General features: G+C 66.0%; 15 protein-coding genes. All 15 read right to left on the reverse strand.

From position 1 onward, the window contains the following. Nucleotide 1: 1 nt before the first annotated feature. The 15 genes from RQP53_RS03545 to RQP53_RS03615 all read right to left on the reverse strand — a co-directional run bounded on the left by RQP53_RS03545 (nt 2) and on the right by RQP53_RS03615 (nt 12796). The gene (locus tag RQP53_RS03545; RefSeq protein ID WP_315648662.1) at nt 2-241 is read right to left on the reverse strand and encodes a DUF1799 domain-containing protein; all 240 of its coding nucleotides are present in this window, start codon (nt 239-241) and stop codon (nt 2-4) included. A gap of 146 nt (nt 242-387) precedes the next feature. Beyond that, a complete protein-coding gene (locus RQP53_RS03550) occupies nt 388-738 on the reverse strand; it encodes a hypothetical protein (RefSeq protein ID WP_315648663.1) in 351 nt (116 codons plus the stop codon). A gap of 38 nt (nt 739-776) precedes the next feature. Beyond that, nucleotides 777-1745: a phage tail tube protein gene (locus RQP53_RS03555; protein WP_315648665.1), complete on the reverse strand. Its 969-nt coding sequence runs from the start codon at nt 1743-1745 to the stop codon at nt 777-779. 3 nt (nt 1746-1748) lie between these two features. Next, the gene (locus RQP53_RS03560) at nt 1749-1913 is read right to left on the reverse strand and encodes a hypothetical protein (RefSeq protein ID WP_315648666.1); all 165 of its coding nucleotides are present in this window, start codon (nt 1911-1913) and stop codon (nt 1749-1751) included. Further along, nucleotides 1910-2353 (reverse strand): hypothetical protein, encoded by a 444-nt coding sequence (locus tag RQP53_RS03565; protein ID WP_315648667.1) that lies wholly within the window; start codon nt 2351-2353, stop codon nt 1910-1912. The genes RQP53_RS03560 and RQP53_RS03565 overlap by 4 nt, the downstream gene beginning before the upstream one ends. After that, nucleotides 2350-2739 (reverse strand): head-tail joining protein, encoded by a 390-nt coding sequence (locus RQP53_RS24735; protein ID WP_434064044.1) that lies wholly within the window; start codon nt 2737-2739, stop codon nt 2350-2352. Before RQP53_RS24735 ends, RQP53_RS03565 begins: the two co-directional genes overlap by 4 nt. Beyond that, complete coding sequence (locus RQP53_RS03575; protein WP_315648670.1) at nt 2681-3007, reverse strand: DUF2190 family protein; 327 nt, start codon at nt 3005-3007, stop codon at nt 2681-2683. Before RQP53_RS03575 ends, RQP53_RS24735 begins: the two co-directional genes overlap by 59 nt. A gap of 71 nt (nt 3008-3078) precedes the next feature. Continuing rightward, nucleotides 3079-5223 (reverse strand): ClpP-like prohead protease/major capsid protein fusion protein, encoded by a 2145-nt coding sequence (locus tag RQP53_RS03580; RefSeq protein ID WP_315648671.1) that lies wholly within the window; start codon nt 5221-5223, stop codon nt 3079-3081. Between the two features lie 96 nt (nt 5224-5319). Beyond that, the gene (locus RQP53_RS03585) at nt 5320-5658 is read right to left on the reverse strand and encodes a Mor transcription activator family protein (protein WP_315648673.1); all 339 of its coding nucleotides are present in this window, start codon (nt 5656-5658) and stop codon (nt 5320-5322) included. Next, the gene (locus tag RQP53_RS03590; protein WP_315648674.1) at nt 5655-7766 is read right to left on the reverse strand and encodes a phage terminase large subunit family protein; all 2112 of its coding nucleotides are present in this window, start codon (nt 7764-7766) and stop codon (nt 5655-5657) included. Before RQP53_RS03590 ends, RQP53_RS03585 begins: the two co-directional genes overlap by 4 nt. After that, nucleotides 7763-8329: a hypothetical protein gene (locus RQP53_RS03595; RefSeq protein ID WP_315648675.1), complete on the reverse strand. Its 567-nt coding sequence runs from the start codon at nt 8327-8329 to the stop codon at nt 7763-7765. Before RQP53_RS03595 ends, RQP53_RS03590 begins: the two co-directional genes overlap by 4 nt. Then, nucleotides 8326-9150, reverse strand: a complete 825-nt coding sequence (locus tag RQP53_RS03600; protein ID WP_315648676.1) for a hypothetical protein — start codon at nt 9148-9150, stop codon at nt 8326-8328. The genes RQP53_RS03595 and RQP53_RS03600 overlap by 4 nt, the downstream gene beginning before the upstream one ends. A 525-nt stretch (nt 9151-9675) precedes the next feature. Next, the gene (locus RQP53_RS03605; protein WP_315648678.1) at nt 9676-12267 is read right to left on the reverse strand and encodes a DUF5906 domain-containing protein; all 2592 of its coding nucleotides are present in this window, start codon (nt 12265-12267) and stop codon (nt 9676-9678) included. Between the two features lie 20 nt (nt 12268-12287). Then, the gene (locus RQP53_RS03610; RefSeq protein WP_315648679.1) at nt 12288-12557 is read right to left on the reverse strand and encodes a hypothetical protein; all 270 of its coding nucleotides are present in this window, start codon (nt 12555-12557) and stop codon (nt 12288-12290) included. Further along, nucleotides 12554-12796, reverse strand: a complete 243-nt coding sequence (locus tag RQP53_RS03615) for a hypothetical protein (RefSeq protein WP_315648681.1) — start codon at nt 12794-12796, stop codon at nt 12554-12556. Before RQP53_RS03615 ends, RQP53_RS03610 begins: the two co-directional genes overlap by 4 nt. Nucleotides 12797-12824: the final 28 nt, after the last annotated feature.

Raw genomic sequence — 12824 nt, forward strand, 5'->3', positions numbered from 1 at the left:
ATCACTCCGCGTTCATGGCTTCCAGTGCCGCCAGCTCGAGCGTGCGCAGCTGCGCGAGCAATCGACCAGGCTGGGCTTGCTGCAAGTGCTCCGGCAACTCAGCCGCGATGGCCGGCATGACGACACTCAGCGAGCTGTACTGCAGCCCCACCCGGCACGCACCTGCCATGCTCGACACCCAGACCCATTGCGTCTCCATCGCGAGGAACAGGCTGACGGCGTGCATGTTTTCGGGCCACACCGGGAACAGTTCGGGCTCTTGCTGCCCTTTGAGCTGCTCGCGCAGTGCCTCGATGAGTTCAGGCGGCGCTCTCTGGGCTTCAAGCGCTGCGATCCACTGGTGGCCGGCTTCGAGGCCGCCACGCGCCCAGATGCGCGCGGCCTCTTTCAGTTTCCCAAGGCAGCCTGCTTGTGCGCCTCGAAGTAGCCCTTGACCACCGCGCCGGCCAGCGAGGCCACATCGAGCAGTGCCGCCAGCGTCGCAGGGTTGACTGGCACGTTGGCGCCGTTGCGGTCGCGGATCTCGCCATCCGCCCAGCCGATCAGCAAGCGTTCAGCGATTTGCCGATCACTCAGCTTGCCGCTGCGTGCATCCTCGGCCAAGCGATCGATCTCACTGCCAGGCAGGCGACGCAGCTCGGCCGTGAAGGTGTTGGACACCGCAGTGCCGCCTGACTCTTTCGGCAGGGTGAACGTGACGGGCCATTGGAACGAGGGAGAGAGATCGAGGCAGAACATGGTGTGGCGTCCGATGTTGGGTGTAAGCCAGGAACGGCTCAGAAGCAGACGATGCGCAGCTCGTCGTTGCCAGCCACAGGCGTGGCGCGCACGCTGTAGCCGTTGAGGCGCCGGCCGTTTAGTTCTTCCTTGCTGGGGTCGATGAACTGGGCGGCGGGCATGTGCACCAGGGTCTTGAAGCCAGCTGCGGTGCCGTGGATGAGGCTGACGCCGGTGAGCGTGGCAGCCAGCACATCGGCCATCTTCGACACCTCTTGCGCAGGCGTCATGTCGACCACCAGCTTGCCCACGGCCTCGCGGCCGGTGATGTCGACGGATTCGCCGCCGAGCAGCGCGGTGAAGTTCACCGAGTTGCCCAGCGTCACTTCCAGGCCGGTGCTAGGGAAGGCCGTACCGCCGCTGATGGCAGGAGCCCCGGTGCTGGCCACCGTGCCGCCAAGCATCACATCGCCGGTGTTCGCATCGGTGACGACCAGCGGCGTCTTGAACGCCGAGTAGTCCGCCACGCCCGGGCTGCCGGCAACGATGCCACCGTAGAGGCCCTGGAAGGTGAAGGACATGATGGGCTTGCCGCCCGCGTTGAGCTTGAAGGCCACGTCGCCGCGCGCGCCGAGCAACTTGTGATTGACGCCATCGTCGTGATAGATGATGGTGGCGGATTCGGCGCTGTCGGTGATCGGGGTGTAGTCGACACGCGTGCTGGCCGTCACCACCTCGGCCATGGCGCAGGCACGCAGGGCGGCGCCCCAGCGCGGCGCTTGGCCGGCCGCCCCGCTGCCGACGAATTCGATGTCGAAGCTGAGCTCGACGCTGCGGGTGCCGACTAGCTGCTCACTGGCGCCAAAGTAAGGTCGGACCAGCGCACGGTCGACGTTATTGGCCTTGAGCGGCACGATGCGCTGATTGCTCACCAGCATTTCGTTGGCGCCGTAGGCAGGCACTGCATCGGTGCCGTACGTGGTTTCGATCTTGAGCAGCACGGCTGCCTTGCGGGTATTGCGGCTCATGGCTCAGGCCTCCTGGGCGGCATCGCCGTCAGCCTGGGCGGCGGCGGTGCTGGGTTGAGTGGCGTGCACGAGGGTCAGCTCACCGGTGACGGGATCGCGCATGTAGCTGCCGCCTTGTGCCGGGTTCTGCGGCTCGGCCGGCGACTGGGGGTCGGTTTCAGTGTTCATGGGCTGCTCGGGTTGAATGAGTAGGAGGCGGTCTGGTGCTTGACGCGCAGCAGCAGGCGAAACGCCCCGGTTTGCGTGGCAAGCCGCTGCTGGGCGGTGCTGACGGCAGCGGGCTCAAGTTCCATCACCATGGCCTGCACGGCAGAGTCGCCGGCCAGCCGTTGCAGGCATTGGCTGGCCATGGCCCGGCTGGGCCGGCCCTGGCTGCCCGCCTGGTCGTCGCGGGCAAAGCACTCGATACCGATTTCGCTGAGCCAGGTGCGCGGCGCGCCGAACAGCTCAGGATCTTGGGCCGTTCCGCCGATGTAGGACAGGCGCACGGCAGCGGGCACGCCCTCGGCCACTTCGATACCGTCGTCTTCGGCCACATCTGCGCAGATGGCGGGTGCAGCCTGCAGGGCAGCCAGCATGGTCTGGATCAACTGGTCGAACGCGTTCATGCTGTCAGCTCCAACTGCCAGTGCAGCTCGGCACCGAGGGCTTGGGGGTCGCGCACCAGATAGGCCTGGGCGCCGATGGTGATGCGAGCACCGGCGGCGATAGGTTCGGTGGCGTCTGCCGCCAGGCAGATGAATGAGAGCTGGCGCGCGGCCATGCCGGTGCCGAACAGCTCAGCGGTAGTGGGGACGTCGTTCAAGATGCCATCCACTTCGCCGCCCAGCGGCAGGCGTGCCGTGGCGTTCGCGGTGCCGCGAATGCAAGCCCGGGAAACAGCCTGCTCAAGGGCAGCGAACGGGGTAGGCATGGTCAGTGGCGATCCGGGGCGATCAGCAGTTGATCTTGATGTCCACCGTGGTGACACCGCTGCCCGCGGCCGCTGCCGCATAGCCGGCGTAGGTGTTGCCGGCGGCCGTGACGGTGAGGCGCTTATTGGTGTTGTCCCAGTACAGCGCAGCGCCTTGCGCGACCACATCGGTGCCGAGCTTTGCGATGGTCCACACACCGGTAACGCGCACGGCGCCGGGTGTGTTGGCCTTGATGGTGGTCAGCGCGACGCCGACTTTGGTGCCGATCAGGATCACCGAACCACTGGGCGTGTCAGCTCCCGGGGTGTAGTCCAGATGATCGCCTTCCTGCTTGAAGTTGCCGGCCATGGTGCCGTCCTTTCAGAAGAGTGAGTTGCTTGGGTGCCCCGCCAGGATGTAAGCGGGGCCGGTGGTGTCGATCAGGCGCCGGGGTCTTGATAGGCGCCGCGGAAGTCGATGGCGCCGACGCCGTAGTCCATGCGCACCTTCCAGCTGGAGCCGTCGACGGTGAAGCCGGTCTGCTGCTCCAGGTAGGGCTCCTGATTGCCGTCCAGGAAGTCGACCTCGATGACGGGCGCTTCCATCGGATCGGCGAAGGCGTACCAGGCCGTGCCCGAGAGCCGCGGCGTGTCGACGATGTCGCTGAACAGGTTCTGCACGATGTTGGGCACCTGGAACTTGTTGCTGACCTGGGTGTCGTACTGGCTGCCGTTGACCTGGCGTGCCTGGCCGCCCTTGGAGAGCGGGCCCAGCCAGATGCTGGGGCGCAGATCCAGGAAGTCGTTCTTGCTCACATCCTTCTGCTGGCCGATGGCCTGGCGAGCGGCGTCAAAGCTGGTGGTGCTGGGCGCCGAGCCGGCGCCGGCCAAGTTGCCGTGGTTGGCATGGAAGAGCGCGAAGCCGTCGGCCATCACGGGGTTGCTGGCCAGCAGCGCGTAAACATCGGCCTCGATCGTGCGCTTGGCGCCGCGACCCATGGCGACGGTGACGCCGCTCAGGAAGCCGAGGTCATCGTTGATGATGGTCTGGCGGCTGACGTTGACGACATAGCCCTTGGTGCCGGCCTGCATGGTGGCCTTCTCACCGTCAGGGATGCTGACGTTCTTGAATTCCTGCAGCTCGGTCAGGCTGAGCAGGTTGCCCAGCGAGCCGACGCGGTAGCGCGGGCTCGGCCGGAAGTCGCTCACGCTGCCGATGGCGCAGAAGCGGGTCCAGGTGTCGGGCGCGATGGCGTAGGCGGCCAGCAGCGTCTTGCGCATCGTGTTCTCGAGCAACAGCGGGAAATCGCCCGTGCTTTGCGTGAACGCAGCGGCCACGATGTCCATCTGGCTCATGCCGTCGGTGCGCACACCAGCGCGCTGCAGGCAGGCGGCAGCGATCTCGACCATACGGCGGCCGCGCAGCGGATTGGCACCATCGGCGCGCACGTACTGGCCCTTCTCGTCACGCACGGCGGCGCGGGCCATGATGGCGTTGACGCCCGCGGCGCGGAACTTGTCGCGTTCGTCTTCGATGGTCTGAACACTGGTGCCGCGTGCTGCAGCGCCAGCTGGCTCAACGCCGGCAGCCAGCAGCTTGAGGATGGCCTGGCCTGCGGCCTCGGGCGTGCAGGCGGCGTTGGCGATGCACTGGGACCGCAGGGTTTCCAGCTCGGTCTTGAGATCGGTGCGGGACGCGAAGGGTGTGAACTGCGCGCTGATGTCAGCCTGGCGCTGACGCTCGGCTTGAGCGCCTTGCTCGCGCGCAGCAGCGAGGGCGGCTTGCTGTTCAGCCGCGGTGGGGGTGTTGCCACTCATTCGGTTGGGCTCCTTTGGTGATACGGCGGCTGCCGCGGGTGTTGACTGGGACTGGATGCCGAGCAGCGCACTGATGTGCGCGGGCATATCGCGCAGGCTCGAAGGCCGCACGGCGGCCATGGCGACGACCGGGGCCGCGCTGATGACCTCATCCACAAAGCCCATCGCTTGGGCCTCGGCTGCGGTGTAGAAGTGGTCTTTGCCGTCTTGCAAGAGCGCCAGCATTTCGCTCTGGCTCTTGCCTGTCTTGCTGGCATAGGAGGCGCTGATAGCGGTGGCCCAGACGTCGAGCTGATCGGCGACCGCGCGCAACTCAGGCGCATTGCCGCCTGCGACCGTCCACGGCGCATGCACCATCAGCACCGCGTTCTCGGCCATCTGCCGGGTGTCGCCACCGAGCGCGATCAGGCTGCCGATGGACATCGCGCAGCCCTCGATCACCGTGGTGACATGCGCCTGGTGGCGGAGCATGGCGTTGTAGATGGCGATGCCGTCAGGCACCGAGCCACCCAGGGTGTTGATGCGGACGGTGATGTCGCCCACATCCAGCGCGTTCAGCTCACGCACAAAGGATGCAGCGCTGACGCTCTCGCTCCACCAGTTCTCGCCGATGTCACCGTAGATGAGCACCTCAGCCGAGGAGGCATTGACGGCGCCGACCGCATCGGCACTGACGCCGGCCGTGCTGAGCGCTGCCAGCACCGCGGCGGACACCGCGTTGCGAACACGGATGGAATACCAGGACTTGGGTGCGGGTGGTTGCTTCATGTCGATGAGCCTGCGGTGGCAATCGGTCGCTTCGATGTGCCGCAGTCTCTCGACTTCGCTGTCTCATCGCATGGCAAAGGATGAGACGATTTTTTTCTACCCCCTTGACTTACACACGCGATATACGGTAGCCCGCGAGACGCGGAACTTGCGCACCAGCTCGATCACGTTGTCACCGCGCCAGAGCGCACGCATGGCCGCGTTGCGTTCTTCGACGGCACGCTCTGGCATGGGCACATAGAGCCGCTCGCCGCCGTAGCGCTCGCGCAGCTTGCCGAGCAAGCCGGCTGCGATGTTGTCGGCGAAGGCGCCGTGCAGTCCGGTGGCCTCGCTGAGCATTTCTCGCAGCTCGCGATGGAGCTGCAGCGCGCAGTCGGCTTCCATGGCTGGCGAGTGGCCGCCGCCGTTGGGCTTTCCTGGGTGTGGCTGGTTCATAGGCGACTCATCCATTCGGTGCTGGCCAACCCGCCAGGGGCGGCCGGTGCGAGCGTGCGGCGTCGGTCTCGCGCATTGCCGCCAGCTGCAGCAATGGGCTCGGCCTCTTCCGCATCGGCCTCCGGCGCGCTGCTCGGCGCTTCGGGCACTTGCGAGAAGAGGTCGGGCTCCAGGGCTGCGGAGAGCCGGCGCCAAAGCGCTTCGGTGTACTTGTGGACTTCGAGCATCTGGATGCAGAACAGGGCGTAGACGGTGCAGTCCAGCACTTCGTTGCGCTTGCCCACAGGGCAGTCCCAACGCGTGGTCATGCCCTTGGGGGTGCGCACCGGGATGCGCTTCTCGGCAGTGAGCTGCGCATAGAACTCGCTCGGCAGGGCCGGCGTGAAATGGATGCAGCCCTCGCCGGGCTCGGTGACGGACAGTCGGCCGTGCAGCAGATCCTTGGCGGTGTCGGTACCGACAAACCAGAGCCGAACGCCGCGCTTCTGGATGCGGCCATTGGCTTTGATGTCCACCAGCTTGGAGCGGCTCTTGATCGGCTTGCCGTATTCGCTCTCGCCCTTGATGGCGTACCACCGCGGGTGGGCTTTGGCGTTGCGGCTGATGAACTGGTAGCACTGGTGCGTGAAGTTGCCACCGGTATCGATGGCCACCGCATCGGCATGCATCGGCATGCCGGAGTGGTGCTGGAACTGACGCTCGAGCGCAGGCTTGAGCTTGTCATCCCACTCCCGCAGATCGGCCGGATTGCCGTAGACCACCTGGTAGTCCACAGCCCAGAGTTCCTCCCCTCGCCCAACGCCCCAGCTGACCAGTTCCCAGCGGTCCTTCTGGGTGTCGACACCCGTGACCACGTGCACTGCGCACTGCGGCACAGTGCGTAGCGGCCAGGGGTGCGGCTCGGCCTTGGCGCGTTGCTCCAGCACGCTGGATTCGGTGGACTCGAAGTCGAGTTCGTAGGTCTCGCCGCGTGTTTCGTTGACGAAGCCTTGCATGGCACCGTCGTCGCCGGCCTTGAGGCTGGCCGCGGCCTCGATGCATTCACGAGCGATCTTGGCCCAGGTGGTCTGGGGGCTGTAGGCCGTCCAGACATGAAAGGCCACATGGCGTGGTGGCTTGACGGGCATGCCGCTGACCAGACTGAGCCACTGCGCGGTGTGGTGGTCGTAACGGAAGCCGCCGCGGTCATCCACCCAGCTGCCTTGGTCCCAAATGCGGAGGTAGTCGGCCTGCGTGATGCTGCCATGGCAGTGCGGGCACACGTGGTGCGCGGAGTCTGGATCGCCAGCGTTCCACTTGAAGCCGTGCCGGACGTCTTTGCCGCCCCAGGTCAACGGATGGTCGAGGCCGCAGTGCACACAGGGCACCTGGTAGCGCATGTAGGCCTCGGCCACGTTGGCCCGGCGCTCCACGTGGCTCATGCCCTTGATGCGCGGCGTGCTGCCGACGATCAGCTTGGGATAGGCCGCGCCCTCCAGGCGCTTGCCGGCGAGCGTGATCGGATCGGCACTCTTCTCGACGCGTTGGTCGAAGCCGTCGATCTCGTCCAGCAGCGCAGCAGCGACGGTGATGCGGCGGTAGTTCTTCGCGGCCTTGCCGCCGAGCGTGTGCAGCACGCTACCCAGAAAGCGCTTGAGGTGGAGGGTGTTTTCCTTGGACTTCACCGAGGCGCCGACAAAGACGCTGGCCATGCATTCAACGTCGCGCAGCATTGGCTCAAGCTCGGTCTTGACGAAGCTGTCGCGGTCGTCATCGGTGGGTTGCCAGATGGCTTGGTTGCGGCGCCTGTGGTGGGCGTTGTAGGCCATGAAGGCCAGCAGCATCTTGGTGTAGCCCACGCGTGCGGACTTGGGGACGTTGACCTCCTCGATGGCGTCATTCGAGAAGGCGTCCATGATGCCGATCTGGAAGGGATAGGCCACCCAGTCTTGCTGGCCCTGCGAACTCTCAGCCGACAGGTAGAAGTTCTTGGCAGCCCAGGTGCTGAGCCGTTGCGGCGGCACCGCCTTGAGCGGCGACAGGCCCTTGCGCATAGCGCGCTCGATAGCTGCTCGCGCTTCGGCCGCGGCGACGGCCCAGGCCTGGCGAGGGAGCAGCGCCATGTTCATGGCTGCACCTCGTCATCATCCAGATCGGGCCCGCCAGCGCTCGCAGGGTCGACCTCCTCGTCCTCGTCCTGCGGGACTGTCTCGACCTCGGGAACAGCCAGCCGGCGTGTTGCCGCGACCCAGCCATTGCGGGCCACGGCCAGCGTGGCCATGAGCGTGGTGCGCGCGTCGTCAGGTAGATCAGGGCAGGTCTTTGCCAACTTGGCGGGGAGCGCATCAAGGTGGTCGGCAATGCTCTTGCTGGCATTGGCCAGCACCTCGGCCAGCAGGGCGATAGGTGCATAGGTGCCACGCGCCACCTCGTTCTTGATCTCCTGAGCCTCACGCTGCGCGCGAGCCAGCAGGGCGCGCTCGGTGGTCAGATCCAGATCACCAGATGCCGCCCGGCCTGCAGCCTCTAGGCGCAGCCGCTCGCAGTACGCGAGCAGCCAGGCGCCAGCGCACTCATCGCGCACCAGCGTGCCATCGCCCACCAGCTGCGAGATACGTGCAGGCGAGACGCCCACCAGACCGGCCATCTCGGCCTGGGAGATGGGCTGGCGCAGCAGCTGGGCCAGGGTCATGCTTTCGCTCCGGCAAAGCGGCGCTCTACCTCGGCGTCCATCTGCCGCGGCAGCTCAGCGCGGACGGTGCGGTCCGCCACGCCGTAGAAGTCATAGCGCGGCCGGTAGGTGGCGGCGGGCACGAAGAGGAACATGGGCTCGACGATGGAGCCGTGCAGGCCACTGCGCCGCCAAATGCCAGCCGGCAGATGCTGCTCGCGGCCATTACGGAAGCGCGCAGACGAGCGATTGCCCTTGCCGTGCGATACGAAGTATTCAGCGCCTCCCTTGCGAACCGCCAGCGCACCCTGGCGCTGCAGGCCCTTGGCCTTGATCTGGCTGACTGGCACGAATCGGCCATTGATCCAGCGGCCCCGGCCGGAAAGCTGGTCCTTCCGCTTCTGGGTCATGTTCGCTCGGTAGCCCTGCTCCCCGAAGGCCTGCAGGTAGGACAACAGCTGGACGATGAAAGGCCCAGGCACGCCGCCGAAGCCGTCGCGCGGCGCCTTCGCGCCAGGCACGGCCACCCAGCCAGGCGGCAGCACGCCGATGCGCTGCAGTGCGCGCTCGAAGCGCTTCGGCCTACGCTTGCCGCCGTCGATCTCGGCGCGCAGCACGCTGTTCGGGTCGACGCCCTTGCCGCCGAGGCTCTGCAGATAGAGCGTGGCGAACGGCTTGCTGCTGTTGGCGGCCCCCACCCACACTGACCCGGTGATGTACGGCGTCACGCGGTCAAAGACTGCCCGCATTTCCTTCTGCTCTGCCTCTCGGGCGATGAAGGCCACGGCGTTCACGGCACGGACACCAGCGGCCCGGAATTCATTGGGGAACTTGTTGAGCAAGCTGGTGATGCGTGGGACTGGACTGACTATGCGACCCATCACTTAACCCCCCTAGGCACTGCCGCAAGTAGCGAGCGAAGGGGGCTCGAATTACCCGTCTCCGGGGGCTTCCGGGAGGACCCGCAGCCTGCCCGGGTCGGCCGGGTCCGGGGGGCGGACTGGGCCGGTCGGGCGGGCCGTGCGCCGAGAGCAGTCAGGGGCTGACGGCCATCGACCGTGCAAACGAGTGCACAACCCTTTTCTTCTTTCTCACCCTCTACCTTTTCTTCTTTGGAAAGTAGAAAGGGTGTGGGTGTTATAGGTGTTGCGGCACCTGTTACAGCGCAAAGCCGCGCCGTTACTAGCGTTGCGCTGTATCGAATGGGTTTGCTTCGCATGATATGCAGTCCTTTCGAATGAGGTGAGTACAGTTGCAGCGATGCTTGTGCAACGCGCGTACGGGCGCGCGCCCGGAAACCGCGCAACACGCGTAACAGCGGGGCTTCCAGCCGCAACAGGCGCCGCAACAGCCGCAACAGCGATAGGTCAGGAGCCGAGCGCATCGTCGTCATCACGGTCGTTTCTCCTCATGAAGTCGCGCACGACTTTCTCGAAGTCCTTCACGGCAGCCGCAGCCCACTCGCCCTCGCTGATGCCTGGCTCGGGCGGTGCGCACTTACGAGGCACCCAGCAGCGCACGGCGCGCCGCCCGCCACCCTCGGCCACGCTCACCTTCAGCTGGATCACCTTGGTCTGAATGACTGGCGGCAGCCGGCAGCCCTTCTCATCGCGCTCGACGCGCTCGTGTGCAAACCGCCCAGCGGTGCTGGTGAACTGGGCCTGTGTCGGCCAGAACCGCTCGCCGGTGGCATCGCACCAGCGGCGGAAGGCGCGGTACAGCTGCTCGACGCTGCACACGCGCATCGGCAGATCGAGGAAGCCGCGCAGCCACTCATGCATGAACCGCTCGGCCGGCTTGTAGCTCAGCTCGATCAGGTTCTGCTTGGCGACGGTGAGCGGCGGCTTCGTGTGTTCATCGAAGTCCTGCAAGTCCAACGTCATCAGGAAGTGCATGAACTTGGCCGCACCGCCGTTCGCCAGGAATTCGGCGACGCGTGCATACAGCGTGCCGTCCTCAGCCGCAGGCGTGTAGACCACCAGATAGCGTCGATCCAGATCCTCCAGCACCAGCGGCTGGGACTCATTGGAGAGGAACACAAGATTGGCGTGGTTCGATTCCCAGCGCGTGTCCGCATGCATGGCGCGGATCGGGATCTTCGTGCGCTGGGTGACGATCCACTTCAGCCTGTTCTTGCCGTGGTACATCTCCTGCCGGCTGACCACCTCGTCGCCGATGATCAGCATGCGCCCAGACAGCCAGGTGTTGTACTTGTCCTCCAGCTCGGTCTGCCCGACCATCACGCCATAGTCGCCGAAGAAATCCCGGTAGGCATCGAAGAACAGGTTCTTCCCCGTGCCCTGCGGGCCGTGAAAGACCAGCGCGGTATCCATCTTCGCGCCCAGACGCTGCAGTGGCAGTGCAAGCCAGCGCAACACCCAATCCGCGATCTCTTCTGCCCCCAGGCCAGGCGCCTCGCTGGTCGAACACAGATGCCGCAGCAGCTCGATCATCACCGAGCAATCGCCCGGCTCCGGCTCCAGGGGCAGCCCTTTGAACAGATTGATGCATCCCTTGCCAAGGTCTACCCCGGGTTCGAAGGCGATCTCGTGATCCCGCACCACCCAGCGGTCCTCGCTGGCCATCCAGAGCTTCACCACATCGCCGCCAAACGTGTGCCGGAGGTTCGCGATCTCGATTGCCTTCAGTTGCTCGGTGTCCCAGGCCAGCTTGGTGCCGTACTGGTAAGCAAAGGTCTTCTTCAGCACCAACAGGTTCGCCTGTTCACGCTTGGTCAGCGGGCGGCGACGGCGCTTCTGCGCCTTGCCGTCACCCTCGTCCGCGTCTTCTTGGCCCAGCCCATCGTCATCGGAGTCGCCGCCCCCTCCCCCGCCGCCATGCCCGGCGCCGCCACCGTCTTCGATAGGGGGTGGGGGGGGCTCCGGGCGCTGGCTATCACCCCCGCCGCCGTCCGGCTCGGGCCTGCGTGCAGACGCGCGCCTGCGTTGCGTTAGCTGCACGCCCACGCGCTGCGCGAGCCAGTGCAAGGCCTCCTTCACGGACATGCACCCGAACTTCACGACCACATCGATAGCGGTCAGCTTCTCTTCGGCACCGAAGTCCTGAATGCCGCTCGGCAACAGGCCCAGATCCTCCTGGAGCTCACGCCCCAGATCCTTGGAAGAAACGCGGTACCCGTCCTTGTAGGCACGCGCCTTGGGGAACAGCTCCGGCACCCAGCTGGCCAGCGCCCGCAGCGCCTCTTGGTTGACCCGCTTGAAATCGTCGGCGCCCTCCGTCCTGTCCGTGCCTTCACTGCGCCGCTTGGCTTGCGCCGCGCCGGTTGCTGCTGGCGCTGGTGCAGCGGCAGCTTTGCGCGCATCACGCTCCCGCTTGGCCTGCTCGCACATGCCGCGCATCACCGCCAAGGCTTCCGGGTCCGCCGGCTGGGCCTGCTCAGGCGCATTGCCCCAGCGCTCGCCTGTGCACGTGAAGAACTGGCGCCCGCAATACACCTCCAGTCCAATGTCATCGTCTTTGAACGACTCCACCTCGCCGGAAAGAATGATGTGCACGCCCGTGCCGCTCACGGAGCGCTCCGCATAGCTCGGGCACATGCGCAACACGAGGTCGCAGCGGCGAGAGACTTCACCGGTCTCCAGATCGATGGCGCCATCGATGTCAACGCCAACCAGCCCGTCGCCAGGCAGAAAGGCAAAGCCAATGCCATCCCAACTCTGCCGCGATGCAAACGCGGCAATCACCGCGTCAAAGCTCACCAGCTCAGCACGGTCTAGCGGGTCGCCCTGCTGCACCTGGGGCATGCCCTCAGTAGGCTTGCCGTCCTTGGGTTTGCCATGCGGCCAACCGCGCAACTGCCCCGACGCGTAGTACGGCATCTTGGCCGGCTTCTTGGTAGGGTCCTTGCGCACATAGCGCCACACCAACCACTGCGGTAGCGCGCGCATCGCCTCCGGAAGGCCGCGGAAGCGCTCGATCTGCGCGTTCCGAGCCGCCAATGCGTCAGCTCTTGAAACCATCAGGCGCTGCGCCCCTGCTTGGCGAGCGTCAGCAGTCGCCCCTCATGGTCCTGGCGGCAATCGGTATCGCAGTAGACGGCCAGAGGCATGCAGGCGGCGCCGCAATTGCTGCACCAGCCAGGCCGGCCAGCCGGCACGCGCGCTGCAGCGGCCTGCGCTTCGAGCAGCGCTGCTGCCAGGAACTCTGCCTCGCGCTGTGTGGCCAGGTCGTCTGGGCTGAGACGCGTGGATGGGTCTACATCCACCAGGGCATCAGGCACCGGGCTCATGCGCTCACCGCTTCGGCCTGGCGCGCAGCCCGCAGCTGCTTAAGCAACGTGATGTCATCTGCCGGCCGCACCAGGCCTTGCGCGGCCAGCTCGGCGTTGATCTCGTCGATCCGGTCAATGTCGCGGCGCGAGGCCGCATCCTGCAAGGCCACGATCACGGCCGGCGGGAAATGGCTGCTCACAGCCATCACCGGTCTGCGCCCATCGCCCAGACTACTCTGCATCCGATAGTCACTCATTGCTCGCATCTCCTAGGCACTGCGACGC

It is taken from the genome of Roseateles aquae (assembly GCF_032337115.1).
In the GTDB taxonomy this organism is placed as follows: domain Bacteria; phylum Pseudomonadota; class Gammaproteobacteria; order Burkholderiales; family Burkholderiaceae_C; genus Roseateles_C; species Roseateles_C aquae.

Coding starts and splice junctions, on each gene's coding strand:
- RQP53_RS03550 (WP_315648663.1), bottom strand. CDS start 738: ATGTTCTGCCTCGATCTCTCTCCCTCGTTCCAATGGCCCGTCACGTTC.
- RQP53_RS03555 (WP_315648665.1), bottom strand. CDS start 1,745: ATGAGCCGCAATACCCGCAAGGCAGCCGTGCTGCTCAAGATCGAAACC.
- RQP53_RS03560 (WP_315648666.1), bottom strand. CDS start 1,913: ATGAACACTGAAACCGACCCCCAGTCGCCGGCCGAGCCGCAGAACCCG.
- RQP53_RS03565 (WP_315648667.1), bottom strand. CDS start 2,353: ATGAACGCGTTCGACCAGTTGATCCAGACCATGCTGGCTGCCCTGCAG.
- RQP53_RS24735 (WP_434064044.1), bottom strand. CDS start 2,739: ATGCGGCAGCGGCCGCGGGCAGCGGTGTCACCACGGTGGACATCAAGA.
- RQP53_RS03575 (WP_315648670.1), bottom strand. CDS start 3,007: ATGGCCGGCAACTTCAAGCAGGAAGGCGATCATCTGGACTACACCCCG.
- RQP53_RS03580 (WP_315648671.1), bottom strand. CDS start 5,223: ATGAAGCAACCACCCGCACCCAAGTCCTGGTATTCCATCCGTGTTCGC.
- RQP53_RS03585 (WP_315648673.1), bottom strand. CDS start 5,658: ATGAACCAGCCACACCCAGGAAAGCCCAACGGCGGCGGCCACTCGCCA.
- RQP53_RS03590 (WP_315648674.1), bottom strand. CDS start 7,766: ATGAACATGGCGCTGCTCCCTCGCCAGGCCTGGGCCGTCGCCGCGGCC.
- RQP53_RS03595 (WP_315648675.1), bottom strand. CDS start 8,329: ATGACCCTGGCCCAGCTGCTGCGCCAGCCCATCTCCCAGGCCGAGATG.
- RQP53_RS03610 (WP_315648679.1), bottom strand. CDS start 12,557: ATGAGCCCGGTGCCTGATGCCCTGGTGGATGTAGACCCATCCACGCGT.
- RQP53_RS03615 (WP_315648681.1), bottom strand. CDS start 12,796: ATGAGTGACTATCGGATGCAGAGTAGTCTGGGCGATGGGCGCAGACCG.